A 26,033-nucleotide genomic window follows, 5' to 3' on the forward strand; every position below is an offset into this window, starting at 1 on the left:
ATCATCTGATGAAGAAAGCAACCATAGACCAAAAGAAAAAAATAGCCGTACAGGAATAGACCACCCTGTACGGCTATTTTTCATATTTTGCAATATTTCTGTTCAAAGCGAGCTATCCCTTCAGTGAGCTTAACGCTTTTGGGACAGCCCCAATGATAAAGTGTTTTTCTCGATTACATTAGGCTCACTATAATAACATTCACGGAATGGGCGGCCAAATTTATTATAGCAGCGTTATTCTCGATTTGTATTTCAGCTTCCATTGGGGTTATTTTCTCATCGTTCTTTTTGTTCACATTCGGAACATGAACAAGTGAAGCATCACCCGTTAATATGACCCATTTACCCGTAGCAGCTGCATTTATCCCTTTAAAATCAAGCTTCACTGCTTTCTCCACATCGTCTGCATTAACCAGCTTCACATACATATGCTTGTCATCTTTGGTTACGGAATGATAGATTTCCCTGTTATAGGCTTCCAGTTTATAATCCAGAACCTTGCTTGCTGCTACGCCATCCGTATAGGAACAGATCAAATGCTGGCCATTGGCTCCTCCATAATTCACTGTAATCGTGTATTCGGTATGGTCGGCGAGCTCTTCATAGCAGCTAGCTCTCAAATTGCCTGCGGCTGTGCTCGAGGAGTAATCCCCTAACGTATAGCCCTCAATTCCTTGCTTATACACCTTTACGCCAGTGGCGCTGCCATTATAGCCGATCGCATATTCTATAACATCCTTATTGTCGGGTGAAATATCGGTCAAGCCTGCGCCTACATAAAAACCGTCTGTACCGGATATTCGTTCTGCTGCAACCTCAACTTTGTAATTGGTCCATGCTTCATTAAGGATATACAATCCATTCAAGCCTCTGCTCTGCGCTTTTAATACCAAGCCTTTGGCCGAATCAAGCGTATAACCTGCTGAGCCCGGAATGACTTGCCAAGCCGCATTTAATTCCTTCGTAAAATCCTGTTCAAAAAGTACGCTGCCATCCACATTGGACGTTACTTTCACACGCTTCACAACAATATCAGCATTTCCAGCAGCCACTTCAATGCCACCGCGAGGGATGAGCGCAGTCCGCTCACCGTTCCGATAAGTCGTAAACGACGTATCTGCTACTTTAGTACCAATATATTTTCCGAATAGCTGCTGCACGTAATAGTTCGGTGTATACCATACCGTTTCATCATCAAACCAAATACAATCCGGGGTCCATCGATATGTACCATCTGTCAGAACCTTATTAAACAACGGTGCAGTTGCTGCTAATCGAACGACATCCGAGTTATTCTCGAAGCTGGTCATAATCGCTGCTTCTGCAATTGCCCCAGCCAATGTGTTTTTATCCGTTGAAGCATATTCGCCGACAAATACTTTGGAGGTCTCGGCTTCATTCAGGCTGCCATCATCATTGTAAGCTCTGTAATAGTAATTATATCGGTCCGCATTAGCTAACAAATACTCATTCGAACGATAGTAGTGCTCATCCGCAATCGTATCCATGTAATTCTTTTGCTTCTCATACCACGTAACGGTTTCTTCAATGCGCGACATACCGTCCGTAAAGCTTATCGTCTCCGAGCCTGCCAAGCTGCCGCTTAAAAACTTCCAGCCCTGCTGATAAGCATCATCATCCGCTTGCGCGCCCACGGTTGAAATAATATGCAGCTCATATCCAGCGTAATGCTGCTCCATATAATCATCAATAGCTGCTTTAAAGTATTCAAAGTTCGCAAAAAATTCTGTGCCCCAGTTTTCATTGCCCACGCCTAAGTAATGCAAATCAAACGCCGCTTCGTGGCCCATTTTTTTACGCAAAGCAGCCCATTCGTTATTCTCAAAATCTGTACTAATCGCAAAATCGATTAAGTCTGTAAAGTTTTTGACGTAATAGTCCCTAAGCTTGCCGCCAGCGGGATTCGCGTAATCCGAACGAGCCTGGCAAAGCACGCCGCAGGCCATAACTGGGAGCGGAGTGGCGTTCAGATCTTCAGCCAACTGGAAATATTCCATATAGCCAAGGCCCATCGTCATCATGTAACCCCATACGTTAAAGTTTTCTTTGCGCAGCTCCACATCCCCTACAGATTCCTTCCAATCGTATACGTTTTCCCAAATGTGAGAGCCCTCCGAAATACAGCCGCCTGGAAAACGAAGAAAAGTAGGATGCAAATCAAATAGTGCGTTTACTAAGTCTTTTCGCAGTCTATAGTTTGAATTTCCTTTAAAGTTTGCATGAGCCGTCGAGGATCGCTGTTCCTCGCCCGCCCCCCAAACATCCTCCGGCATCAGTGAGACCATATCGATCGAGATTTCGCCGTTAAAGGTTAAAGCCAATTGACCAAGCACCGTTGTTAAGCCCGTCAATACAAGGGGGCTGTCCACACCGTACTTTTTCCATATGCCTCCGCCTTCTATTTGAACAACCACTGTGTCGCTGATGGAGACACCCTCTTGATGCAGCAGCTGCAAGGTGATCGTGCCTGCCGCTTCAGCTCTTGCCCAGATCGTAAAGTTGTATTTGGCAGCTTGTCTAATCGCCATTGCACAGTTTTGATTGGAATCCGCAAAACCTCGATTGATTATCGTCGCTCCGCTCGCTACCGTTACATAATGAGCATTCACATCTTTGTCTGTCATTCCGAAAAAATCATTTAAACCGCCCGTATTTTTCACCGTCATTTGCTGCGTATCGCCAGACCATGCATGCAGAGGCGTGTAGTTTCTTCCTGTTGAAGCACCATGCTCGCCGCACACATGAGAGTAGCTGTCGAACGCAAATGACTCGAAGGAGCGGTTCTGCACGAGCTCTGCGTATATACCACCATCAGCTGCATTGTTAATATCCTCATAAAATAAGCCGTATAAAACAGGACTGACATCCAATATCTCTTTGCTTCCATTAATAGTCAACGTATACGGTGGTACACCCTGAGGAAGTACAGATACGGTGAAGCTTTTTACAGCAGAGCTTGCTCCTTTACTTACGATGGCTGTCATCGTTACGCCCTTTGCCGACTGCATTTCCTTGTTGACGATTCCCTCATTAGAAATCGTGCCGATATCACTCGATGCCCATGATACGCTCACTTTGCCGCCCATTAGAGAAGAAGGCAGTGCAATATCTTTTGTAATCATGGAGGTTGGGAACATTAAGTACTTGTCTTTGGCAAGTTCAACAATCTCTTCATCCGTCAACGATTCGCACATCACTTCAATTACTTCATCTTGTGTTAGTCCCGCTTTGTATACACGGAAATCCGAAAGCGAACCGCAAAAATCCACATCTGCATCGTACTGGGACATTCCAATATAGTTGTTGCAGTAATTCTCTTGGTCAGCGAAAGAAGCAAACCATGCACGCAATTTAGCATAGGTACCGCTTGATGTCTGACTGATCGTTCCATCTGCAGCCACCTCGCCATTCACATATACAATCGGTCCTGCACTGCTGGATGTACCGGACTTCGTTCCTGCTACAGACATAGAAATATGCATCCATTCTCCCGCCGCAAAAGTTTTTCCAGGATCTGCGATCAAGTCTTCCCCTGCAAAACAAGCTGCACGCAAATTGCGTGTTAAGAACATATAAGGACCTGTCTGCCCCTTGCCGAAATCAAAAATTCTTTCCCATACGCTTGATCCTTTTCCCGCATATACCCAAGTTGAAATGGTAATACCGGTCAAATCACTAACATCCTTCAAGAGATCCACAGGCAGCTGCACATAGGATGTGCCGTTGCGTCCCCCTGAAAGCATGACTGCAGTCTTGCCTCCTACAGTTTGAATGGAAGCGCCTGATGGCGACCCGTCATTTCTATTCCCAGAGCTGTCCTTGCCGATATGTTCAGCAAGATCAAACTTGTATTGCGCGATTAAACTATCATTAATAAATTTATTACCGTCATTACGTTTCATGTAAGATCACCCGTCATCTTTATTTTAGAATCAAAAATAACCTAACTATCATATGAATTCATACGAGAAAAGACAGTAAATACACAAATCCATTTCATTTCACAAGAGTATAATAACATAAACATTATTCAATTAACATAATTACTAATTATTATTTTTAATGATTATATCTGTTAAACCTGATGGCTGTAAACCAAAGCACAAAAAGCCTCTTTCAGCGTTAGGAAGAGGCTCTTTCTTCTGTAATCCGATATAAAAATAAAAGTATTGGCTGAAACTGGGAATAACCTTATAATAACGAATAGAGGTTTCCTCATAGCCTCTTAACACAAGCTAGTATCTTATAAAAATAAGGGGATATTAATGGCACAATCAGCAAAAAGACCATATTTACCTGCTCTGGACATCTTTAGAGCATTCGGTATTTTAGCGGTCATCATGATTCACGCAACATCAGCGGTCGTAGCTAACTACGATCACAAGGCTACGCTATATCCTCTTTATGTCTTTCTAAACACATTTACCAAATTCGCAGTGCCCGTCTTCATCTTTCTAAGCGGCTTCGTCCTGTTTTACAACTACTACAATAAACCCTTCACAGCAACAGCAATTGGGCAGTTTTACAAAAAACGAATATCTAAAGTATTGATTCCTTTTATATTATTTTCGTTCCTCTATTTCGCCTTTACGAGACTGGCAACTTACGGATTTAGTGACCTGCAAACCTTTATTGGTTACTTTACAACGACTAAATTTCTCAAAATGCTTATCTTTGGCAAAACCTATGTTCATCTTTATTTTGTCGTTATTATTATTCAATTTTATGCAATATCACCACTAATGCTGTACGCCGTTAATCGGTTTCGAAAATCCAGCCGGCATATCGTCTGGATCGGTTTGCTGGTGCAATGGTTATTTATTTTTATCATCGTCCGGGAATATCATGTGGTTAGCCCCGGCAGCTATGCGTTTACGTATATGCTTTATTTTACGGCAGGTGCATTTATCGGTATATATTATGAGAAATTCGCTGAATGGATTAATCTCACAAGAAAAAACGCTACTCCGTCAAAAATTGCAGCTTCACTTGTGCTGTGGGCACTATTCTTATCGTCAAATATGACTATGGTCTACTTTTATTACGAGAAACGGTTAACTGGGCTATCTGTTATAAACACAAGTCTATTAGAGCTGATAGATGAGGTGCGGTGCGTTACGGCTGCTATTGTGCTGCTTCAAGTTTCCTTCTGGATTTATACATCATGGAACAAGATGGTCGTCAAAGCTCTTATACATATCGGTGCCACATCCTTTGGCATATATTTGGTCCATCCCTTAATTCTGTATCTATACCGCCAGACGAATGCCAGCGGCTCTCCAATTCTGTTCCATGTTTGGGTGGCCGGCGGCTTCCTGCTCGCACTCGTTATTCCTTGGGCTATCATGGCACTAAGCGCACCATTCAAATGGCACTGGCTGCTGTTTGGTCCGCTTCCAACTAAGAAGAAACAGCCTGCTTCTCCAATACAGCCAAGTATCCAAGGATAATAAAAAAAAGAGCCGTTCGATCGCTTCCAAAGTAAGCGCGGACGGCTCTTCTATTAAATTGCTTTCTTCATTTCCGTTTCTAATTTCGCATCCGCTTTAATCTCCCGCTGCTCATCATTTAGCTCATATAATAATTGCCCGTTTGCATCATAGGCATACACCTTATTCATTCTGGAAGCCGACTGCTCTTTAGTAGAGCTGCGAATAGAACGCCCAGCAAGATATACCCCGTCTTTCATAAGCGCATCCTGCTCATATCCATCCCACCATGCAATTTGCACCCTGCTTATATTCGGATCATTCAGTTGGCCAACAGCATAATAATGACGATACTTGCCAAAAGTAGACATGCCCATCCGAAAGCTGAGTAAGATTTGCGGATCCAGCTTCATTCCAAATCCACCGCCGCGGAAGCTCCAAAAAAGTCCAAGCGAACGTTTCACGAACAATTGATGTTGGAGCTCATGTTTACGATCAACGATTAGCAACAGCTCATAGCCTTGGCCTGTCTTTGATTTTAAGGAAATAGGAGCGTAAGGAGACTCCATCATATCCAGTGCATGCTGTGCTACTTTCTCCACACGAATTGAGCTTTGTGAGAAAAGCGCAGAATAGATGATAGAGCAAGCCAGAAGAATCAATAACCAACGGATCAAGTGACCGAAAACTATTTTCGTAGATGACTGCATTAGTCTGCCTTCCCCTCCTCAAGTGGTATATAAAAGGAAAAGGATTCGCCATAAGCTTCATTAAATACGGTGACGCTTTTCAGATTAGGCGGCACGTTAATAAACGTAAATTGACCCTTTGATCGATAAAGCCGCATGGATGCACCTGAAGATTGATACTGAAGCACCTCATCGGCATCTGTTTTTATTTGAATGGTATTAGGCAGTTGCGGCACCGAAAAAAATCGTTTTGAAGACAAATAAACAACCAGCTTCCCTTCCCCATAAACAACGCCGTCAATACTTATCTCTTTGTTGAAATAGGTTTGCTTATCTGCATCCACCTTATAATAAAAACCCTTCTTCTTAGCCTCGCTCAGCTCAGCATCATGATCAAACAAATCAATTGAAGGAAGTGCAAAAAGCAGCGAAAAACCTCCAATAACAATAAGCAGCACCCACTCTACCCTTCGTAATATTTTTCTCATTTCAACCTCCTTTTGATTAAAATACTATAAGTTGATTACTTTTAATAAGCTACTTTAATTTTTATAATTCATATGCTATTATAAACCTACTTCATACGATTTGAGCTTATAGCAGCCTTAATGGCCGTTGGTTACATTTTCCAATATTGTACATGATATAGACGTAAAGGACTATGCTTTAGGTGCAGTTTATTTAAAGCAATCAAGTATCACAACCAAATATACTTCAAGGAGGATTAATCATTTCGACATTTTTGGATGAACAAATTTCACTGGGAGAAGTAAAGCTTAAGGTAAGCAATCTCGAGCGTTCAATCCTTTTTTATACGGATGTTGTCGGGCTAAAGGTTTTGCAGCATGATGAAATACATCGTGTTGCAGCATTCACTGCTGATGGGAAACATACGCTGCTCGTTCTAGAGGAAGTACCGAATGCCGTTGTGCCGCAAAAACGCTCTCATGCTGGTTTGTACCATTTTGCAATTCTGCTGCCGGATCGTCGCTCCTTATCGCTTGCGCTCCGCAACTTGATCACAAGCGGCATTCATATTGGGCAGGCCGACCACTTGGTAAGCGAGGCGCTTTATATTTCAGATCCGGATCATAACGGCATCGAAATTTACGCGGATCGTCCGCGTGAAGAGTGGAAGCGAGATGCCGAGGGCAATTATGTGATGGCAACAGACCCGCTTGATTGGGAAGATCTGCTTGCTCAGAGTGAAGGTCTTACATGGAGCGGTCTCCCGCAAGGAACCGTTATTGGACATATCCATCTTCACGTAGGCGACCTTAGGAAGTCGCGCGCGTTTTATGAAGGCAAGCTAGGCTTTGATGTTGTTGGCGATTATGCGCAAATGGCTGCTGTATTCGTCTCGGCTGGCGGATACCATCACCATATCGGCATGAACATTTGGGCAGGCGCAGGTGCTACCTTGCCGTCAGCCAATACGGTTGGCTTATCTTATTATACGATTGTTTTCCCAACTTCAACTTCTCGTGAAGCTTTGCTCGAGCATCTGCGCAGCGACGGTGTTGAAGCTGCAGAGCAAGGAAACGCGTTCGTTGTACATGACGCTTCCGGCATTGCTATTCACGCGACTGTAAAATCGGATTAATTGCGTATTCTAGTCGGCAGAGCTGATTCAAATAACAAAGGCAGACCAGGACATAAAATTATGTCTTAGACTGCCTTTGTTCTGCTCACCCCTAAACTACCTTTTCAGTAGGCGATTCATAAATCGTTCAGTATCTCTTATAAATCCATACTGTTCATACAATTCATGAGCATCATGCGTTCGCAGTATGCCGCCAATCCCTTCGAATTCTTTTGCAATGAGTTCAACTAACTTCTTTCCGAGTCCTCTACCTCTATATTCTTCGTCAATAAAAACATCACACAAATAATAGATCGTTGCCCAGTCCGTTACGATTCGAGCAAATCCAACCTGCCTTTTATTATCGTAGATGCCAAAACAAAATGAATTTTGAATTGATTTATGAATCGTTTCCACTGGCCTTTGGTTTGCCCAATGGCTCCTTGATAAAAACTCGCAAACGGTATCCATATTAATAAGTGACTTGTCATCACTAATTAGAAACTCTTTATATAGATGATTCAAGTTGATGGCCTCTTTTCATATTGTATTTTTATACATATAAATCAATATATATTCAGAATAATTTTATTTATATTTCTTGTCAATACAATGCAGGTTAACAGCTTCTTCTGTAACCAGTCCATACCATCAACAAAGAAAAGAGGAACTGCATACATGCAGTTCCTCAAATCGCACAACGCTTGAATTAGTCCATTGGAATGACCTTATCAAAAAATTCGACAGCTTTTATTTCTTTATCATTGATAATGGGGGTAAATGGCTTCACGATCGTTATGGTGTTAGTTATAAGATCCCCCGAGGACATCCCCTTAAAAACAGCCGTTGTCTCCGATGTTCCATCTTTGTAATGTATGGTGATCGGATATTGATCCGCATACTCGTTTAACCCTATTTCCCCTGAGGATCGGCTCGCTGCCTCAGAAATCTCTTTGGTATGCGCACTGTCTACTTTTATTGTAACGGAAATGGGCGAGATAGAAATGGATGATAGTGTTGCTTCGTAGCTATATAATGATATGCCCTGATCAATCTGATACGTTGTTGACATATCCTTATAGTCCAAATTGAATTTAATTTTCCATGAACCTGGATTTACATTTTCAAATGTATCGGGATAAACATCTGCCGCCTCTAAATGACTAAGCATCAAAGTAACAGGACTTCCTGCGATTGTTCTATTCTTCGTTAAAAAACTCATCATTAGACTGATTTTATTATCGCTTGGATTCTCATCGTCCAATAAGGTGTAACCGGTTGAAGAGCTATTTGAACTCATATGATCAAAACTTAAATATGTCTCAAAACGATACCTTTTGGCATCTAGAACGGTACCTTCCGGCGCGGTAAAGTCCAAAAGAACATATATCAAATTGCTGTCTCCGATAATCTGTTTAACTTCAATTGTTCCATTCTCGTTTACCGCTTTTTTGTTGACTAATTGAGCGCCGTTTTCCAAATACAGCTCCTGTTCGTCATTCGCCGGGTTTAGAAAGTTCAAAAATTTCATATCGAGGCCCATATAGCTTGCTGCAAAAGCAGTTGTCGTTAGCAAACAGATCATAACCGCTGCAGCCAGCATCGCAGATCTTGCATGTCTCCATGATGTTGGTATTCTTTTGTCCACGGTTTCCGATTCAATTTTTACAATCATGTCGTGTAACAGTTTGTCCTTATGTTCCTTATTAGGCTTTATGGTTTCAAATATTCCCTTGAACTGGTTTTCCGTCAACATATATCCCTCCCAAATCAGCCTTTAGGCGTGTTCGTCCTTTTGATAATTGTGTTTGCAGCGTACTCTCTTTTCGATCTAATAGTTTTGATATTTCTTTTACAGAATAATCCTCCACATAGTAGAGATATAACACCGTTCTGTATTTTTCAGGAAGCCGCAGCAATTTCTCGAGTATATCCCTCTGCTGCTCATAGTTTTCCCAGTATGATTTTTCCGGCAAAACGTCTACATCAACCCGGCGAGATCTCCACCAGCTTTTTAATACGTCTTTACAGGTATTTTTGGTCGTCACAATAAGCCATGCTTTTTCATGCTCGCGGTCATTAAAGGTTTTGTTGTGCTTGAATAGCTTTAAAAATACAGACTGAACAGCGTCATCCGCATCCATCGTATTTTTCAATAGGATGAAACATAATCTGTACACCATATCGATATTCCGCTCATACATTTCAGAAAACTCACTATGGGTACGACTTAAAGATTGGTTGTCCATTTATTCACCTCCTATATAAAACACGAACGACCATTCAAAAATATCTTATAAGAACTTTTTTTATATGGCTTCATGAAATAAAAGCAGCCTGCCATGCGGCAAACTGCTCCTTGTTCTTTATTTTATTAGAATTCAATCCATAATGGCAGTATTAAAAAAATGATTGTAACTACCACGCTTATAGCAAGCAGGAGCTCACCAATTCTTTTGCTGACGACTGCTCCAAAATCATGAATATTTCTTTTCGAAACTAATATTGTCGCTAACCAAAATGGCATGGAAGCTAAAAAGGGATAGTTGAAACCATCTGTGCCGTTTGAATGTATAGCTAGACCCATTAGGTTAAAGAGATAATGAGTTAAAATAAAACCATTCCCAAAATTATAATTTATTAAAAACCCGGAAAATAAAAAGAGTATAGAAAGTGATCCATATCCAAAAGGTTTTCTAACTGCCAAAACAAATCAACTCCTCCACAGATATAATATCCATATTGTACCATGTGAATTTATGCGAGGAAATCTATTCTGGGAGTTTGCCTGATCTAACAGGTCAATTAAATCAGCGTTTTGTAATAAAAAACCGTTGCATCTAATTTACCGTCTGCCGATCGTGCATAGCCAGGAATGCGTCCGGCTTCAATGTACTCTAATGAAGTATACAGCATATTCGAAGGATCCCCCTCCCTCGTATCGAGAACTATCAATGTTCTGCCTTCGTGCCTTGCTCGCCCTTCTGCCTTTTGCATAAGTAAACGTCCAATTCCTCTAAGACGATAGTTTGGATGGGTCATTAATTTTGCAATTTCCCCTCTGTGTCCACCATTTTGTTTCGTACATAGATGCAGCTGCACGCTCCCAACAATTCGATCATCAATTTTAGCAACATACAAAATCACCTCCGGACTTAACACAGCCTCCCAGTACATTACAGCATCAGAAAGCTTCATTGGGGGTAAAAAACCAATTGACGCACCATCTTCAACGACCTGCACCAACAGATCCGCCAGCCCGTTAACATGCTCTTCAATGGATTGTATTTGTTCAATCATCACATCACCAGCCATTCAAATCTCCTCCAAACCATGAGTATAGTTTAATAGTAATGATCGAAGTATAATTTGTATAACGAATTTATTTGATTATAATGATTCATATTTCAAATTAGTTGAGGTGCAGCTATGGATATTTCACAGTTAGAGGCTTTCTTATCGGTGTGCAAAATTCGCAATTTCACAAGGGCTGCAGAGTATTTGCATATCTCGCAATCTGCTGTTACAGCAAGAATAAAAGCGCTGGAATTGTCCGTTGGAAAGCCGCTGTTTCTACGTGATAATCGGAATGTAAGCTTAACGCAGGCAGGCATCCATTTCCTCCCTTATGCCGAGAGGATGCTGCTGCTGTTTGAAGAAAGCAAGGTAACGTTATCCGAAGGATTAGAAAACTATATCGTCATGAGCGGACCTGGCTCTGTTTGGCATTACTATTATTTGCAGCATATTGTTTTGTTTAGGCACGCACACCCGAAGGTCGCTATTAAATTTCTGAGCTACATCGATTCAAGCTACATGATTCGTGATCTTTTACTCGATGGCGTTGTACAAGTAGCAATTCGGTACGACCCTCTTGATCGCCCTAATGTTACTAAACATTTCCTATTTGAGGACGAAATTATACTTGTTTCTTCTCAAAATAGTTCTAACTTGTTTACGAAAACAGACTTCTTCTCGGGACAATATTGTCACATCGAGTGGGGATATCCGTTTCCAGATTGGTTTCGCTCGATCGTTGGGGAAGGTTATCTGCCTACTTTTGAAACCGACCACTCCACCATAATGCTCACATTGCTTTTGCAAGGAGCAGGATTTGGCTTCCTTCCCCGATCTATTGCGCAGCCTTTTCTAGATGATCACCGTTTATATGAACTGCGCTGCGAATTGCCTTTTCCAGTTACGAGGGCCTATGCTCTCTATTTAACAGACAATCGCGACCATCCAAGCGTAAAACTAGCCTTGCAATTGCTCGATGTTCCTCTAGCTTCGACAGGAGTTTGAACACGCTGGTCGTTTTGAAAATCTTCAAACCATTCCGGCCTCCGCCTTAAGACCGAGTCCGAAGCATGCTTAAGACGGTACTCTCATAAAATGGATACGGTTAAAATTATTGTAGCAGATCAATTAAAATCGGAAACCTTACATTACAAAAACAAAGCGTATGCTTTCGAAGTCAGTTTTTGCTTCACAAAAACTTTAGGAGGTTACATAATGCCCGTATTAGAAGTGCGTAATTTACAAAAGAGCTTTGGATCAGTCAGCGCTGTAGCCGGCATTAGCTTCACCGTCGAGGCGGGAGAAGTGTTCACCATCATCGGTCCAAACGGCGCAGGAAAAACGACTACGCTTGAAATGATTGAAGGGCTGCAAAATCCTGATTCCGGCCAAATCGAATTTGGTCCTCTAAATTGGACGAAAAACAGTGAACAAATCAAGGTGTCCATCGGTGTTCAGCCTCAATCCAGCGCTTTGTTCGATTTATTGACGGTAGAAGAAAATTTAGATTTGTTCGCTACCTTTTATCCAAAATCCCGGCCAGCAGCAGAAGTGCTCGAAATGATTAATCTCACTGATCAGCGCAGCAAGCAGGTTAGGAAGCTCTCCGGCGGACAGAAACAACGGCTTGCCATCGGACTCGCCATGATTAATGACCCTACGATCATTTTTTTAGATGAGCCTACAACAGGACTAGATCCGCAGGCAAGACGGAATATATGGGACATTATTCTTAAGCTGAAGGAGCTAGGCAAAACAACCATCCTTACTACCCATTACATGGAAGAGGCCGAAAAGCTGAGTGACCGTGTATGCATTGTTGATCAAGGGAAAATCGTCACCTTAGATACTCCAGCTGCTTTAATTGATCGGCTCACGAAGGAACGAGAGGTCAGGCTTACCTTTATTGATGGCGCTGAGGCAGCTCTTGAGACGGAGAAAGTCGCGACACTCCACCATGCTGTCGTCCGAACGAATCGCGAAGGCGCTTCGCTCCAGCTATGGACGACACAGCCTGAAGAAACATTGTATGAGCTGTTTGGATTTACAAAGGATCGCGGCTTCCGCGTCGAGCAAATCTCTATTCGTGAAATGAGCCTGGAAGATGTATTCATTGCCTTCACCGGCAAGGAATGGAGGGATTAAGTTAAATGAACAGCACCAAACAATTTTCCAAAATGTTTAGCGCCCAAGTCAAAATGATGTTTCGCGAAAAACAAGTATGGTTTTGGAACATCTTTTTTCCGATAATTTTAATGGTATTGTTTATGGTCATTTTTGGCGGAGGCTCATCCGATAGCTTTAAAGCTACAATTGCCGTTGTTGATTCACAGCCGAATGCCAATTCGAGCATGCTGCTTGAACAGCTGCGCCAAATCCCGGTATTCGAGTTTAAAGAAGAGCAGCCAATCACGAAGGAAGCCGGCAATACGCTCATTGAGAAACAAGATATTGATGCGCTCATTATTTTGCCTGAATCCGACAGCTCCACCACAATGCAGCTCGTTGTAAACAAAGCCAATGAGCAAGGCGCTACCACTCAGGCTATCGCCGGTATTTTGGATCAATTTATTCAACAGACGAATTGGACCGTTGCCAAAGCTACGCCAACATTCAGCTTAACTAGACAATCCATTTCGCAAGGCTCCGAGGATTTGAATTATGCGGACTTCCTGCTAACTGGCATGATCGGTTTAACTCTCGCGCAGGGCGGTCTGTTCGGCATGGTCAGTCTAGTTGAGATGCGCAGAAAGGGACTGATGAAGCGGCTTCGCATGACGCCAGCCAAAATGGGCCTTTACGGTCTGGCAGGCGTAATTGTAAAGCTGTTGCTCGGCGTTTTTCAAATCATTATTTTAACATTGATTGGCGTATTCGGTTTTGGCGCAAATCTTCATATTAATGTGTTAAGCTTAGTTATTGCTTTCTTTGCAGGCGCACTTGTATTTAATGCGATGGGTTATTTATTCTCTTCCTTCAGTAAATCTATAGAAGCTTATATGGGGATGTCCAACATTGCCAGCATGCTCATGATGTTTCTTAGCGGTGTATTTATCCCACTCGAAATCATGCCAAACTGGCTGCAGCCGATTGCACAAATCTTGCCGCTTACTTACTTCGTGGAGGGCATGCGGGATGGTCTCATCTACAATTCCGGTATCATTTCAACCTCATTCTGGATCGGTATTGGCATTATGGTCACATGGGGCGTTGTATCCTTCTTAATCGGCTCCCAAGTGTATAAATCGAAATCGGCTGTTGAAGCAGCCTAGTCGTAATCATAGGCTAAAAAATAGGGCTGTCACAGAAGTAGATCATCCTACTGAAGTGACAGCCCTATTTTACGATAACCGGATCTATACCTTGCAAGCAGAGTGCTTCAATTGCGATTTCTCGATTTGAATCGTCGAATGTTCAATTTGGAATCTGTCGGCCAGATGTTGAATCGCTTCTTGAAGAATGACTTGGCAATCCTTCTCATCCTCAACAATAAGATGGCAGCTTAAGGAGTCTATTCCCGATGTTATTGTCCAAATATGAAGATCGTGAACGTCTTTGACACCTTGAATGTCTAGCAGTGCTTCTTTAACCTGCTCAGCATTCACATGAGCTGGGGTTCCTTCCATCAGAATATGAACGGTTGATTTAATCACTCCCCATGCGCTTCGCAAAATAAGAAGAGCAACGACTACACTAATGATCGGGTCAGCGATATACCACGAAAATGAATACATCAAAATGCCGGCAATGATCGCGCCTACCGAACCAATAGCATCCCCGATGACATGAAGATAAGCACTGCGAACATTTAGATTGTCCTTCACATCCGCCTTCCGCATAAGAAACCATGCACTTGCTATATTAGCCAGCAAACCGATACCAGCTATAATCATCATCGACCCGCTCGCGACGGTCGGCGGTTCACCGAACCGCTTTATTGCCTCCGCAATGATAAACGCGGCGATAACGAACAGTGTAATGCCATTAAACAAGGCTGCCAATATTTCAAAACGATGAAATCCATAAGTGCGGTTAGAAGAAGCTGGACGCACGGCAATCCACATTGCTGCCAAGCTTAACGCCAGTGCCGCCGTATCGCTCAGCATATGCCCTGAATCAGACAATAGCGCCAACGAGTTCGTCACAAGTCCCCCTACAAACTCCAGAACCATAATACCTGCTGTAATAATAAGTGCGATCAGCAATCCCGCTTTATTATTCGGAGCATGAGAATGTCCATGATGACCATGACCATGCGAGTGACCATGGTGGTGACCGTGATGGCTGTGATTCCCATGCGAATGCTTAGGTGCGTTCTGTTCATGGCTATGGTTATGGTCGCATGCTCCATCTCCATGATCATGTTGATGGTTTTCCGCAATGGCTGCTGTTTTTAAATTTCCCCCTAGTTTCCCATCCTGTGATCCGTTCATAATTCTCTCCCCCAATCCATTCCAACAGACTCTATTAGTCTGCATCTAAACCAACTATTTCATGAATACAATCGAATTTCCATAACATATGAATACATGCTCATATGTTATTAGGTTTATTATATGTAATTTATGCTAATGTTGCAACTACTTTTACGCACAAAAAAAGAGGCGCATCTCTGCACCTCCATTTCTATTCGGGTTCCGTTGATCTAACGAATATCGAAGCAGCTTAGCCTTTCAGCGGCTCTACTGCTTCAACCAGCTTTTCTTCCAGCTCCAATGTATAAGCAGTGCGCTGCTCATCATTCCACTGCAGACGATTCGCCATCGCGGCTATGACCTGTGTTTTCCACTGCTTAACATATCCGATTTGGAAGAACAGATCACCCGTGCGGCGAATAAAGAAATCGGTTGGCTTTACTGTCATTTCCGCCTCTATGGCGTAACGAAGCTGTACCGCTAGTATGAGCGGCAGTTCAAAGGTTTCCGCCCAAGCGCCTGTGCTTTGCGCCAGTGAGAACAGCTGATCCACGTTTGAGCCATAACGCTGCGCCAGAAAAGCAGACTCTTCCTTGCTGAAGCCATAGTGCGCTCCCTCTGCTGATTTCTTCTGAACAAAAGGCTCAAAACCTTTTGACCCGCCTAAATCCCCGCCTGACATCGTAATCGTCTTGGTCTCACTTTTGGCAAAAGCTTTGCTGCTGCCCTCCTGCCCGAACAATTCTACCACTTTATCTACAACGGTTTCAGCCATCTTGCGATAACCCGTCAGCTTGCCGCCCGCAATCGAAATCAGCCCGGAATCCGATACAAAAATCTCATCGCGACGCGATATTTCCGAAGGCGATTTCCCTTCTTGCTGGATAAGCGGGCGTAGGCCTGCCCAGCTTGATTCCACGTCCGCTTCCACAAGCTTAAGGTCTGGGAACATAAAGTTAACAGCTTGCAGCAAATAAGTGCGATCCGCAAGCGTCATCACAGGATTGACGGTATTGCCCTTATAATTGGTATCCGTCGTACCGAAGTACGTTTTTCCCGCGCGCGGAATTGCGAATACCATCCGGCCGTCCGGCGTATCGAAGTAGACGGCTTGGCGCAATGGGAAACGACTCTGGTCGAAGACCACATGAACGCCTTTTGTCAGACGGAGCGTTTTCCCCTTCTTCGATCCATCAATTTCGCGAATATCATCGACCCAAGGACCCGTAGCATTAATGACTTTAGTTGCCTTCAACTCGTATTCAGCTCCGTTAATCATATCTTTAACCAACGTGCCTGTTATTTTACCGTCTTTGCCATAACGAAGCGTCTCAACCTTGGCATAATTCACCGACAATGCGCCGGTTTCTACCGCCTTCTTCATCACTTCTATCGTCAGCCGTGCATCATCGGTACGGTATTCTACATAATAACCGCTGCCCTTTAAGCCATCCCGCTTCAAAAGAGGTTCCTTAAACAGCGTATCCTCTACGTTCAGCATCATCCGGCGCTCTTTTCGTTTGACGCCAGCTAGAAAATCGTAAACGCGCAAACCAATCGATGTTGAGAATTTACCGAAGGTGCCGCCCTTATAAAGCGGAAGCAGCATCCATTCCGGTGTCGTAACATGCGGCCCGTTCTCATATACGATTGCCCTCTCCTTGCCAACCTCAGCTACGACACCAATCTCTAGCTGCTTCAAATAACGCAAACCGCCATGGACCAGCTTCGTTGAACGGCTAGAGGTACCTGCTGCAAAATCCTGCATCTCCACTAAAGCCACTTTCATACCGCGCGCAGCAGCATCAAGCGCAATGCCCGCGCCAGTAATTCCTCCGCCTATGACGAGTACATCCAGCTGCGATTGCTGCATCTGCTTCAGTACTTGCTCACGATTTTGGGCGGCAAATATTTCTTTATTATGAATGGTCATCATGATTTCCTCCCGATTGTCTATTTATTATTGTTCTGCCATTTACAGTTCATTACTCATGAATGAATCTAAATAAACAAAAAAACCACTCAAACCGCTCCCCAATCCCTAAAAAGGGTGTGAAAGCGGTTCTCGTGGTTTCTCCTGATCTCCAACCGTTATTAACTTGCCATCAGTATAGCATAATTATTGCGCGAAAGCCATGGCCGCTCGGACTGCACGATGCCATCCGCTGTATAAATCGGTACGTGTCTCCTCTTCCATAGCAGGCTTAAATACTTTATCTACCTGCCTCAGCTTAGCCAGCTCCTCGCGGTTTTGCCAGAAGCCTACCGCAAGTCCGGCTAAATATGCAGCTCCGAGCGCTGTAGATTCATTTACTACTGGACGCTCCACGGGAACGCCAAGCAGATCACTTTGGAATTGCATAAGCATGTTGTTGGCAACGGCTCCGCCGTCTACACAAAGCGACTCCAGCGGCAAACCTGATTCCTCCTCCATAACGGAGAGGACATCTTTGGTCTGGTAAGCCAGCGACTCTAATACTGCACGGACAAAATGTGCCTTGGACGTCCCCCGCGTGAGTCCAAATACGGCTCCTCTAACATCGCTATTCCAGTACGGCGTACCGAGTCCAACAAATGCGGGCACGACATAAACGCCGTCCGAAGACTCCACCTGCTCCGCCAGAGCTTCCGTCTCAGAAGCCGATTCAATAAGTTCTAGACCATCTCTAAGCCACTGAATTGCAGCACCTGCCACAAATACGCTGCCTTCAAGCGCATATTCCAGCTTGCCATCAACCTCCCACGCAATCGTGGTCAGCAGCCCCTTCTCGGAGACGATTGCTTTGGTGCCTGTATTCATTAACATGAAGCAGCCCGTACCATATGTGTTTTTTGTATTTCCTTCTGCATAAGCATTTTGACCAAACAAAGCTGCTTGCTGGTCACCAGCTGCTCCTGCAACAGGGATTTTGCGTCCGACTATTTCATCAACCACATGTCCGTAAACTTCAGAGGAAGAGCGTACCTCCGGCAGCATAGCTTTTGGAATGTTCAAAATATGCAGAAGCTCATCGTCCCAGCTCCGCTCATGAATGTTGAACATAAGCGTTCTAGAAGCATTCGAAACATCCGTTACATGCACCTGTCCACCGGTTAAATTCCAGATCAGCCACGTATCAATCGTGCCCAAGAGCAGCTCGCCTTTCACAGCACGCTCGCGTGCGCCCTCCACATGCTCAAGCAGCCAGCTCACCTTCGTGCCTGAGAAATAAGCATCAATGAGCAGGCCCGTCTTCTCATGAAACTGTTGCTCATAACCGCTTTTCTTAAGACCATCACTAATTTCCGCCGTTTGGCGGGATTGCCATACGATCGCGTTATGAATCGGTTGACCCGTCGTTTTGTCCCAGACAACGGTTGTTTCCCGTTGATTCGTAATTCCGATTCCAGCAATTTGCTCAGCGGTAATGCCTGTTTTGGCGAGCAGCTCTGCCATTACCTTTTTCGTCGACTGCCATATAAACATCGCATCTGCTTCTACCCATCCTGCATGCGGGTAAGACAGCGGAAGCTCTTCTCTTGCTATATCTACAATGGTTCCACTTTTATCCACGAGCAGCGCGCGCGTGCTGGTTGTGCCCTGATCGAGCGATAACATATACGTTTCCACTTGAACCCCTCCTTCACTTTTCAACTTCCGCTTATTTTCCTAGCTTCCACAGCTCTTTCCGTGATGTCGTTATCGCCGAAGCTCCCGCTTCAAGCGCCTGGCTGACATGCGCCTCCGTACGAATTAGTCCTCCCGCTATAATGGGAATGCCGCTCCGCTGCTTCACTTCACTTATAATATCCGGTATAACACCCGGCAGTACCTCAATGAAATCAGGACGATTTTTGTCCAGCACCGTATAACTTCTCTCCAAAGCATCCGAATCAATAAGAAATAATCGCTGAATGGCAATCAGTCCATTCTGCTTCGTACGACCAATAACGCTGGATCGCGTCGAGATAATGCCTGCAGGCCTGATAGACTGGCATAGAAACTCTGCCGCGTATTCATCGTTTTTCAAGCCATCGATCAAATCGGCATGCAGCAGTACCTTTTTGTTATGCTGACTCGCCAGATCAACGATATGCTTTAACTGCCCCAAATGCCCTCCAAGAAGCACCATGTACGAAAAAGGCGAGGCAAGCACCGCTTCCACATCCTTCAGCTTATGCACTGCCGGCAATACGTTTTGCCCGTTTAGCAACATCGACATCTTGCCACCTCCGCTCGAATGCTTGAATTTACTCGTCTTAGCTGCTTCTTTATTCAGCGCTTCACTCGTTTAATGCTGCTCTCACGTTCCTGCAGCTTGGTCGGCAATACGATCTTTTTCGCAATATCCCGCTTTGAAGCCAGACGATCAGCAAGCAGCTCAACAGCCGTCTCGCCCATATACTCCATATGCACCTTAACCGTCGTAAGCGGAGGCTGCAAAAAGGCTGAAATAGCGATATCATTGTAGCCAACAATTGAAATATCTTCTGGTACCCGAAGCTCTGCTTCATGGAGTGCTCGGAGGGCGCCGACAGCCATAGAATCATTTTCGATAAAAAAAGCGGTTGGCACTTTATTCCCTTTTATCGCTTGCTGCATCAGCTTATAACCGTCTTCGGAATACAAATGCTCTCCCGTATAAACAAGTTCTGCATCGTACAGCCCTTTATCAGTCATTCGTTCTATAAATACATGCTCACGCTCATCACGCACACGCTTATTATTTACTAAGTTATGCCCGCCAATATAACCGATTTCTGTGTGGCCAAGGCGAGTTAGATAATCAATCACTTCTGAAACCGACTTTCCGATATCAATAACAACAGAATCAAATCGATTGTCATCTGGCGAAGAATCAACGAACACAATAGGCTCCATCCCCTCTGGAAAACGGTTCAGATCCTCTTTCTCGAAACGCCCGATTGCAATGATGCCATCAAACGACTCGCCTCGCCAATCTTTCTCGTCAGAGTGGACTTGCATAAACAATTTTACCAAATCCATATTTCTATGGAAGCATTCTCGCTCAATGCCTAGCCGAATGGCCATGTAATAAGGATCCAGCATTTCCTCTTGATCAGAATACCAGTTCACAAGTCCAACCCGGTTACGCTCTTTAAGCCCGGCGCCGTTACGTTGGCGAAGCGTCTTGTAATTCAATTGCTGCGCGATTTCAAATATACGTTTGCGAGTCTCATCTGCAACCGATATGGCTGGATCATAATTAAGCACCCGCGACACGGTCGCAATTGAAACCTTTGCTTTTTGTGCAATCTCTTTAATTGTAGCCATAATACCTTTCCTTCCTGCTAACCCGTGACGATAAGTAAAATTATACTTTAATTTTACTAAAAATCAATAAAACCCATTTGAATAAAACAAAAGCTGCTCCCCATGGTTGCTAACCGTGAAGAGCAGCTTTGTTTGATATATTATTCATGCTTCAAATGCTGAAGCGTCAGCATAAAGACTTGTTCTACATGATCGTCATCTAGCGAATAAAAGACGGTTTTCCCTACCTTCCTGCGTTTGACGATACGCATGTTTCGCAGCAGCCGAAGCTGATGAGAAACCGCCGATTGCCCCATGGAGAGCACCTCAGTCAAATCATGAACGCAAAGTTCAGACTGCACTAGCGCATGGATAATCTTCACTCGAGTGGGATCGCCAAGCGCCTTGAACAAATCTGCCAACTGAGCAGCTGTTGTTTCATTAATCATTTTGCTTCTAACATTCTCTATGTTTACCTCAGAGCCTGCGCACGAATCATCACATGCTGCGACAACTTGATTATCCATCATCATCCCACCAACCCTATTCATCCTAAAGCATATTATAACATGTTTCGGTTGATGGGGTGAATCTGAAATACCTGCTTGCAGCTTGCACTGATCTACCAAGCAAATCGATAGCTGCCAGACCCCGCTTGTATCGTAACGCCTGCCTCGGTCTCAACTGCTGATTTTATTCCCGCACTCTCGGCTAACAACCCGCCACTCTCCGTTACCTTCGTTCCCGATTCCGCACCTGGCAAACGAATTTCCGCGGTGGTATTCGAAGGAATCGTCACATCAAGCGTGAAGTGCCCCTCTTCCGATTTGGACCATTTTGAGCGAACTGAGCCATATACCGTCTCAATCTTCCCTTCCGCCCACGTCAGCCCTTCGCCCGGAAGCGGTGCGATGATGATTCGTTTATAGCCAGGAGCATCTTCCACCGTTTGAATGCCCGCTACCGTCCGGTACATCCAATCGCCAATCGCTCCGTAAGCATAATGGTTAAATGAGTTCATATCCTTGCTCCAGAAGCTTCCGTCCTCCTTGATACCGTCCCAGTGCTCCCAAATCGTCGTAGCGCCTTTGGTCACAGGGTACAGCCAGGATGGATAGGTTTGCTGAAGAAGCAGCCTATACGCCACGTCATTTTTACCAAAAGCACTAAGCACATGGTTCAAGTAAGGAGTACCGACAAAACCTGTCGTCAAATGGTCTTTGCTTTGCTCAATCAGCTCTGTCAGCTTGGCTATGGCGCGTTTCTCTGCTGTTTCATCCAAGAGTCCAAACATCAAGGCTAACACTTGAGCTGTTTGCGTCGGAACTGCCAGCCGTCCAGCGCCTGTTACAAACTCTTCTCTAAGCGCGGCTACAATATTGTCGTACAGTTCCGAGTATCTCTTCGCATCAGCATCCTTGTTGAGCACTGCTGCCGTCTTCTGAACGATGGATACCGAATAGGCATAAAAGGCCGTCGCGATAAAATCCCGATCCGTTGCCCCTACATAATCGCCCGACTTGGCATCAAGTCCAAGCCAATCCCCGAAGTGAAAACCTGTATTCCATAAAAACTCATTTTCGCCTTGGCGCTGAATATACGATACCCACGCCTGCATGCTGTCATATTGCTCTTCTAATATCCGTTTGTCTCCGTAACAAATATATAACGTCCAAGGACAAATCACTGCTGCATCTCCCCATGCTGCCGAGGACATGTCATTCTCGCCCAGCACCTGAGGAACCACGAATGGAACGCCGCCGTCTTCTGCTTGATCCGCCTCTACATCCCGCAGCCACTTCGTGAAAAAAGGAGCGACGTTAGATAAGTAAGATGCCGTTTGAATGAACATTTGCGCATCTCCAGTCCAGCCAAGACGTTCATCCCGCTGCGGGCAGTCGGTCGGTACGTCAAGGAAATTCCCCTTCAGGCCCCATTTGATATTATGCTGAAGCTGATTGACGAGCGGTTCAGAGCATTGAAACTCACCGGTTTCCTCCATATCCGAATGCAGCACAACACCTGTAAAATCATCAAGCTTAATGCTCTCCGTTTCAGGGAAGCCAATCAGCTGCACATATCGGAAGCCTTGAAACGTAAAGCGCGGCTCATATGTTTCGGTCTCTCCGCCCTTCAGCACATATCGAATCATTTGTTTTGCCGCACGCAGGTTTTCGGTGTAGAAATTGCCTTCCTGATCAAGCACCTCTGCATGCAGCAGCGCTACTTCGGAGCCCGCTTCTCCCTTTATGGCAAACTGCACCCAGCCAACCATGTTTTGGCCAAAATCAAGCACGGTTTCCCCTTTGGGTGTCGTAATCAGAGCAATCGGCTTTAACCTCTCCTGCTTGCGAACAGGCTCATTCACCTGCGGCCTAAGCATATGCTTCTCATGCTGAACCACTTCAACCGTCTGCCACTCTCTTGCATTGTCCTCATAAGCGGCTGTGCTCCAGCCCTCTTGTTCCAGGCGTGCATCATACGTTTCGCCATGATAAATTTCCGAGAACTGAATTGGACTGACCGCTGCCTTCCACTTCGTATCGGATACAACGATCTCTTTACGTCCATCCTCGTAAACGATGTGCATTTGCAGCAACAGCGCCAAACGACCGCCGTACACGCAGCGTTGATTGCCCCACGCCAAGTTCCCTTTATACCAACCGTTTCCAAGGGAAGCGCCAATTGCATTCCCGCCTAATTTCAGCAGATCAGTCACATCATAAGTTTGGGTTTGCAGCGTATGATTGTAACTCGTCCAGCCCGGCGCAAAATAACTATCGCCAACTCGCTGCCCGTTCAGTTCTAGCTCGTATATGCCGAGCGCAGTCGCATAAAGCCGCGCTTCCTTCACTTTGCCTGTGAGCTCAAAGCTTCTCCTCATTAGCGGGCTAGGCTCCGCCTCAATTGGCAGCATCGCAAGCGGCGCAGCGATCCAGTCGCCAAGCCACTCGTCTGGACTAAGCAGCCCCATTTCCCAGAAGGCAACAGCAGACCAAGCGGTTGCATCTCCATCTTGATTCCAAGCCCGAACACGATAATAATAGCGTTTACAGGATTCACCGACAAAAGAGTCCAGCTCAACATGCGTTGACTGCTCGCTGTTTACGCGTCCTGACTGCCATAGGATCGATGCAAAGTCTGGTTCTGCCGCAATCTCAATCTCGTAAGCCGTTTGCTTGACCGCCCGCTCATCTGAAAGCAATTTCCATCCTAAACGAGGTTTTCTCACTCCGATTCCAATTGGGTTTTGCTGATATTCACAATATACCGCGCTAATTTCAAACATCCTATAATCCTCCTTAAGATCATTGATAACTATTAATTGATGTCCCGAGCTTATAATAGAGTTGGCGCCCTTTTTTTGCGTGTTCGCCTTCCTTGCCACAACGCTTTACACTATAATTATAAAAAAGCATGCTTGAAAAATGTTGGGTAAAACGGACAATATCATGCGGCAAACAGGACATTTTTACAAAATGTAGAACTTGCGCAGGGAGAGCTCACGATGAACCATCCCGTAGAAACATACCGTGGAGAGTACTTTTTTCAAAACAACCAGCTGCTTTACGTTAATCGGGCAAGCGAAAGCATCATGAGCCCCTATCATGATCACGATTTTCTCGAATGCGTATATATTGCAGAAGGAGCCGGCTATCACCATATCGGAGATCAGGTGCATAAGGTACGGAAAGGTCAGGTATTTTTCATCCCTATCGGCATTTCTCATGTGTTCAGGCCGATTTCCTCCGACCAAGCCCGCAACCCATTAAGCGTATTCAACTGCGTCTTTTCTCCATTGCTGCTGCATAAGCTTAGTGCATTCGCTTCCGATTATCGCAGCGCACAGTTTATTAATGATATGGAAAGCGGCAATTTTCCCTATTATTCTTGTATGGATACAAATAGTCAGTTTGAGAAGCTGTTTCTATCCTTGCATAGAGAATTTGAACTGACTCAGAGCGGCTCGTCCGATTACTTGCATACGCTGCTGCTCCAGCTGCTCATTACTTTGCAGCGCTCTGTTGCTAGCGATCCGGAAGTTACGGCTCGTGCGCCGCAGCAGCTGGAATTTATAAAGCTGTTACATGATCTTGATCAGCGTTTCCAGCAGGAGCTGACCCTAGCCAAGCTGGCCGAGACTAGCGGCTGGAGCGAGCGTCATCTGCAGCGGCTCTTTCAGCAGTATACGAAACAAAGCTTTCATCGTTATTTGCAAAATTTGCGTATTCAAAAAAGCCAAGAGCTGCTTCGCGGCTCTCAGCTAAAAATCAGTACCATTGCCGAAATGGTTGGCTATCGCGATATTCATTCTTTTAACGCATTGTTCAAAAGGTGCACCGGCATGACGCCTAGCGTCTATCGCAGAGGCTAGAGAATAACCTCAGCTGGCATGCCTAAGCAGAAGGAGGTTCAATATCATCATGTTTACTCTAAAAGAAAAGCTTTATTTGCTTCAGCTGCTGAAGCAGCAAAATCGGAAACGTTTATTTGGCTTTGGCAAAAAAGACCCGGCGCATGATCGGCTGGTAGAGAAGCTGGAGCAAATGGTTCGAAACGAGCAAGTTAACAAAGAACAACTATAATAGACTGCCATATTTCATGCCACGCATAGTCAGTCACAGGAGGAATTATGACAGGAAAGACCCATCTTGCCATCGGAGCAGCTGTTGGTGCAGCCGCTTCTGTTTATTATCCCTTTACGATCGAGCACGCCGCTTTGTACATTGCTGTAGCCGGATTTTCAGCGCTAAGCGCTGATCTTGACGGACCAAGCATGCTCAGCACCAAGCTCAGCAAGCTATCGAAGCTCATTCGTGAGCTTACGCTTTGGTCCGGGTGCCTGCTAGCCGGAGTCGTTGCCTATTATTTTTTCACAGATCAGTCTCCATCACCGGTTTACATAGGCGTCGCAGCCGCTATCTTCCTGCTGGGTCTTGTTGCTAAACAAGGCGTTATCCGGAATGTACTTGCCAGCGCAGTCGGCTGTGCGGTTATGTACGCTGGCTACTACTACCAAATGAACTGGCTTATCGGCTTCGGACTGTTTTCAGCTTGGGTGCCTTGGCTGAAGCACCGCGGTATGACGCATACAATATGGGCCGTTCCGATTTGGGGATATATCGGCCTTGGACTGGAAAATCAGCTCCAAATCGAAGGGATCGCAATCGTGGCTATGCTCGGTTATTTATCTCATCTCGTAGCGGACACGCTCACGCCAAGCGGCGTAAAGTGGCTATATCCGCTTACGAAAAAATCTTTTAAAATCCGTTTATAATCTAAAATAAAAGCGGCAGCCTGGACGAGTTACTAACGTCCGAGACTGCCGCTTTTTATTTAGCCCAC

At 44.8% G+C, this 26,033-nt stretch carries 23 protein-coding genes; 8 read left to right on the top strand and 15 right to left on the bottom strand.

Annotated elements, in window-relative coordinates; genetic code table 11:
* Positions 1–173: 173 nt before the first annotated feature.
* A complete protein-coding gene (locus AB4Z45_RS21320) occupies positions 174–3,923 on the bottom strand; it encodes an alpha-L-arabinofuranosidase C-terminal domain-containing protein (protein ID WP_441911375.1) in 3,750 nt (1,249 codons plus the stop codon).
* 363 nt (positions 3,924–4,286) lie between these two features.
* Here AB4Z45_RS21320 and AB4Z45_RS21325 point away from each other — a divergent pair, with 363 nt between their 5' ends.
* Entirely contained in the window at positions 4,287–5,471 is a 1,185-nt protein-coding gene (locus AB4Z45_RS21325) for an acyltransferase (protein WP_441911377.1), read from the top strand.
* Between the two features lie 53 nt (positions 5,472–5,524).
* Here AB4Z45_RS21325 and AB4Z45_RS21330 read toward each other — a convergent pair whose 3' ends face one another.
* Positions 5,525–6,160, bottom strand: a complete 636-nt coding sequence (locus AB4Z45_RS21330) for a hypothetical protein (protein ID WP_441911379.1) — start codon at positions 6,158–6,160, stop codon at positions 5,525–5,527.
* On the bottom strand, positions 6,160–6,627 hold the full coding sequence (locus AB4Z45_RS21335; protein ID WP_441911381.1) for a hypothetical protein: 468 nt from the start codon (positions 6,625–6,627) through the stop codon (positions 6,160–6,162). The genes AB4Z45_RS21330 and AB4Z45_RS21335 overlap by 1 nt, the downstream gene beginning before the upstream one ends.
* 254 nt (positions 6,628–6,881) lie before the next feature.
* Here AB4Z45_RS21335 and AB4Z45_RS21340 point away from each other — a divergent pair, with 254 nt between their 5' ends.
* Positions 6,882–7,742 (top strand): VOC family protein, encoded by an 861-nt coding sequence (locus tag AB4Z45_RS21340; protein ID WP_441911383.1) that lies wholly within the window; start codon positions 6,882–6,884, stop codon positions 7,740–7,742.
* Positions 7,743–7,838: 96 nt separating this feature from the next.
* On the opposite strand, the gene AB4Z45_RS21345 is transcribed toward AB4Z45_RS21340, so the two are convergent.
* From AB4Z45_RS21345 to AB4Z45_RS21365, 5 genes are all read right to left on the bottom strand, one after another.
* Entirely contained in the window at positions 7,839–8,246 is a 408-nt protein-coding gene (locus AB4Z45_RS21345; protein ID WP_441911385.1) for a GNAT family N-acetyltransferase, read from the bottom strand.
* A gap of 184 nt (positions 8,247–8,430) precedes the next feature.
* A complete protein-coding gene (locus AB4Z45_RS21350; RefSeq protein ID WP_441911386.1) occupies positions 8,431–9,477 on the bottom strand; it encodes a DUF4179 domain-containing protein in 1,047 nt (348 codons plus the stop codon).
* Positions 9,443–9,970 carry an RNA polymerase sigma factor gene (locus AB4Z45_RS21355; protein WP_441911387.1) on the bottom strand — a complete coding sequence of 176 codons (528 nt, stop codon included), beginning with the start codon at positions 9,968–9,970 and terminating at the stop codon, positions 9,443–9,445. The genes AB4Z45_RS21350 and AB4Z45_RS21355 overlap by 35 nt, the downstream gene beginning before the upstream one ends.
* Positions 9,971–10,095: 125 nt before the next feature.
* Positions 10,096–10,428, bottom strand: a complete 333-nt coding sequence (locus tag AB4Z45_RS21360) for a hypothetical protein (RefSeq protein WP_441911389.1) — start codon at positions 10,426–10,428, stop codon at positions 10,096–10,098.
* A 98-nt stretch (positions 10,429–10,526) separates the two neighbouring features.
* Complete coding sequence (locus AB4Z45_RS21365; RefSeq protein ID WP_441911390.1) at positions 10,527–11,036, bottom strand: GNAT family N-acetyltransferase; 510 nt, start codon at positions 11,034–11,036, stop codon at positions 10,527–10,529.
* A gap of 114 nt (positions 11,037–11,150) precedes the next feature.
* Here AB4Z45_RS21365 and AB4Z45_RS21370 point away from each other — a divergent pair, with 114 nt between their 5' ends.
* From AB4Z45_RS21370 to AB4Z45_RS21380, 3 genes are all read left to right on the top strand, one after another.
* The gene (locus AB4Z45_RS21370; protein ID WP_441911392.1) at positions 11,151–12,023 is read left to right on the top strand and encodes a LysR family transcriptional regulator; all 873 of its coding nucleotides are present in this window, start codon (positions 11,151–11,153) and stop codon (positions 12,021–12,023) included.
* Between the two features lie 210 nt (positions 12,024–12,233).
* Positions 12,234–13,163, top strand: a complete 930-nt coding sequence (locus AB4Z45_RS21375) for an ABC transporter ATP-binding protein (RefSeq protein ID WP_441911393.1) — start codon at positions 12,234–12,236, stop codon at positions 13,161–13,163.
* 5 nt (positions 13,164–13,168) lie between these two features.
* Positions 13,169–14,290 carry an ABC transporter permease gene (locus tag AB4Z45_RS21380; RefSeq protein ID WP_441911394.1) on the top strand — a complete coding sequence of 374 codons (1,122 nt, stop codon included), beginning with the start codon at positions 13,169–13,171 and terminating at the stop codon, positions 14,288–14,290.
* Positions 14,291–14,374: 84 nt separating this feature from the next.
* On the opposite strand, the gene AB4Z45_RS21385 is transcribed toward AB4Z45_RS21380, so the two are convergent.
* The 7 genes from AB4Z45_RS21385 to AB4Z45_RS21415 all read right to left on the bottom strand — a co-directional run bounded on the left by AB4Z45_RS21385 (position 14,375) and on the right by AB4Z45_RS21415 (position 23,976).
* Positions 14,375–15,451, bottom strand: coding sequence for a cation diffusion facilitator family transporter (locus tag AB4Z45_RS21385; RefSeq protein ID WP_441911395.1), 1,077 nt, complete (start codon positions 15,449–15,451; stop codon positions 14,375–14,377).
* 232 nt (positions 15,452–15,683) lie between these two features.
* A complete protein-coding gene (locus tag AB4Z45_RS21390; protein WP_441911525.1) occupies positions 15,684–17,366 on the bottom strand; it encodes a glycerol-3-phosphate dehydrogenase/oxidase in 1,683 nt (560 codons plus the stop codon).
* A gap of 186 nt (positions 17,367–17,552) precedes the next feature.
* Positions 17,553–19,043 carry a glycerol kinase GlpK gene (gene glpK, locus AB4Z45_RS21395; protein ID WP_441911396.1) on the bottom strand — a complete coding sequence of 497 codons (1,491 nt, stop codon included), beginning with the start codon at positions 19,041–19,043 and terminating at the stop codon, positions 17,553–17,555.
* 31 nt (positions 19,044–19,074) lie between these two features.
* Entirely contained in the window at positions 19,075–19,629 is a 555-nt protein-coding gene (locus AB4Z45_RS21400; RefSeq protein WP_430063306.1) for a glycerol-3-phosphate responsive antiterminator, read from the bottom strand.
* 59 nt (positions 19,630–19,688) lie between these two features.
* Complete coding sequence (locus AB4Z45_RS21405; RefSeq protein WP_441911397.1) at positions 19,689–20,708, bottom strand: LacI family DNA-binding transcriptional regulator; 1,020 nt, start codon at positions 20,706–20,708, stop codon at positions 19,689–19,691.
* Between the two features lie 140 nt (positions 20,709–20,848).
* Positions 20,849–21,217, bottom strand: a complete 369-nt coding sequence (locus AB4Z45_RS21410) for an ArsR/SmtB family transcription factor (RefSeq protein WP_372238973.1) — start codon at positions 21,215–21,217, stop codon at positions 20,849–20,851.
* A gap of 92 nt (positions 21,218–21,309) precedes the next feature.
* Positions 21,310–23,976: a family 78 glycoside hydrolase catalytic domain gene (locus AB4Z45_RS21415; RefSeq protein WP_441911399.1), complete on the bottom strand. Its 2,667-nt coding sequence runs from the start codon at positions 23,974–23,976 to the stop codon at positions 21,310–21,312.
* A 219-nt stretch (positions 23,977–24,195) separates the two neighbouring features.
* Between AB4Z45_RS21415 and AB4Z45_RS21420 the strand changes: the two genes are divergently transcribed.
* Genes AB4Z45_RS21420 through AB4Z45_RS21430 form a run of 3 tightly spaced genes read left to right on the top strand, consistent with a single transcriptional unit; the run spans position 24,196 to position 25,965 of the window.
* Positions 24,196–25,062 (top strand): helix-turn-helix domain-containing protein, encoded by an 867-nt coding sequence (locus AB4Z45_RS21420; RefSeq protein WP_441911400.1) that lies wholly within the window; start codon positions 24,196–24,198, stop codon positions 25,060–25,062.
* Positions 25,063–25,111: 49 nt separating this feature from the next.
* Positions 25,112–25,273 carry a hypothetical protein gene (locus AB4Z45_RS21425; protein ID WP_339204950.1) on the top strand — a complete coding sequence of 54 codons (162 nt, stop codon included), beginning with the start codon at positions 25,112–25,114 and terminating at the stop codon, positions 25,271–25,273.
* A 47-nt stretch (positions 25,274–25,320) separates the two neighbouring features.
* Entirely contained in the window at positions 25,321–25,965 is a 645-nt protein-coding gene (locus AB4Z45_RS21430) for a metal-dependent hydrolase (protein WP_441911402.1), read from the top strand.
* Positions 25,966–26,033: the final 68 nt, after the last annotated feature.

Origin of the sequence: Paenibacillus sp. MCAF9, from assembly GCF_052114265.1 — a bacterium.
Classification (GTDB): domain Bacteria; phylum Bacillota; class Bacilli; order Paenibacillales; family Paenibacillaceae; genus Pristimantibacillus.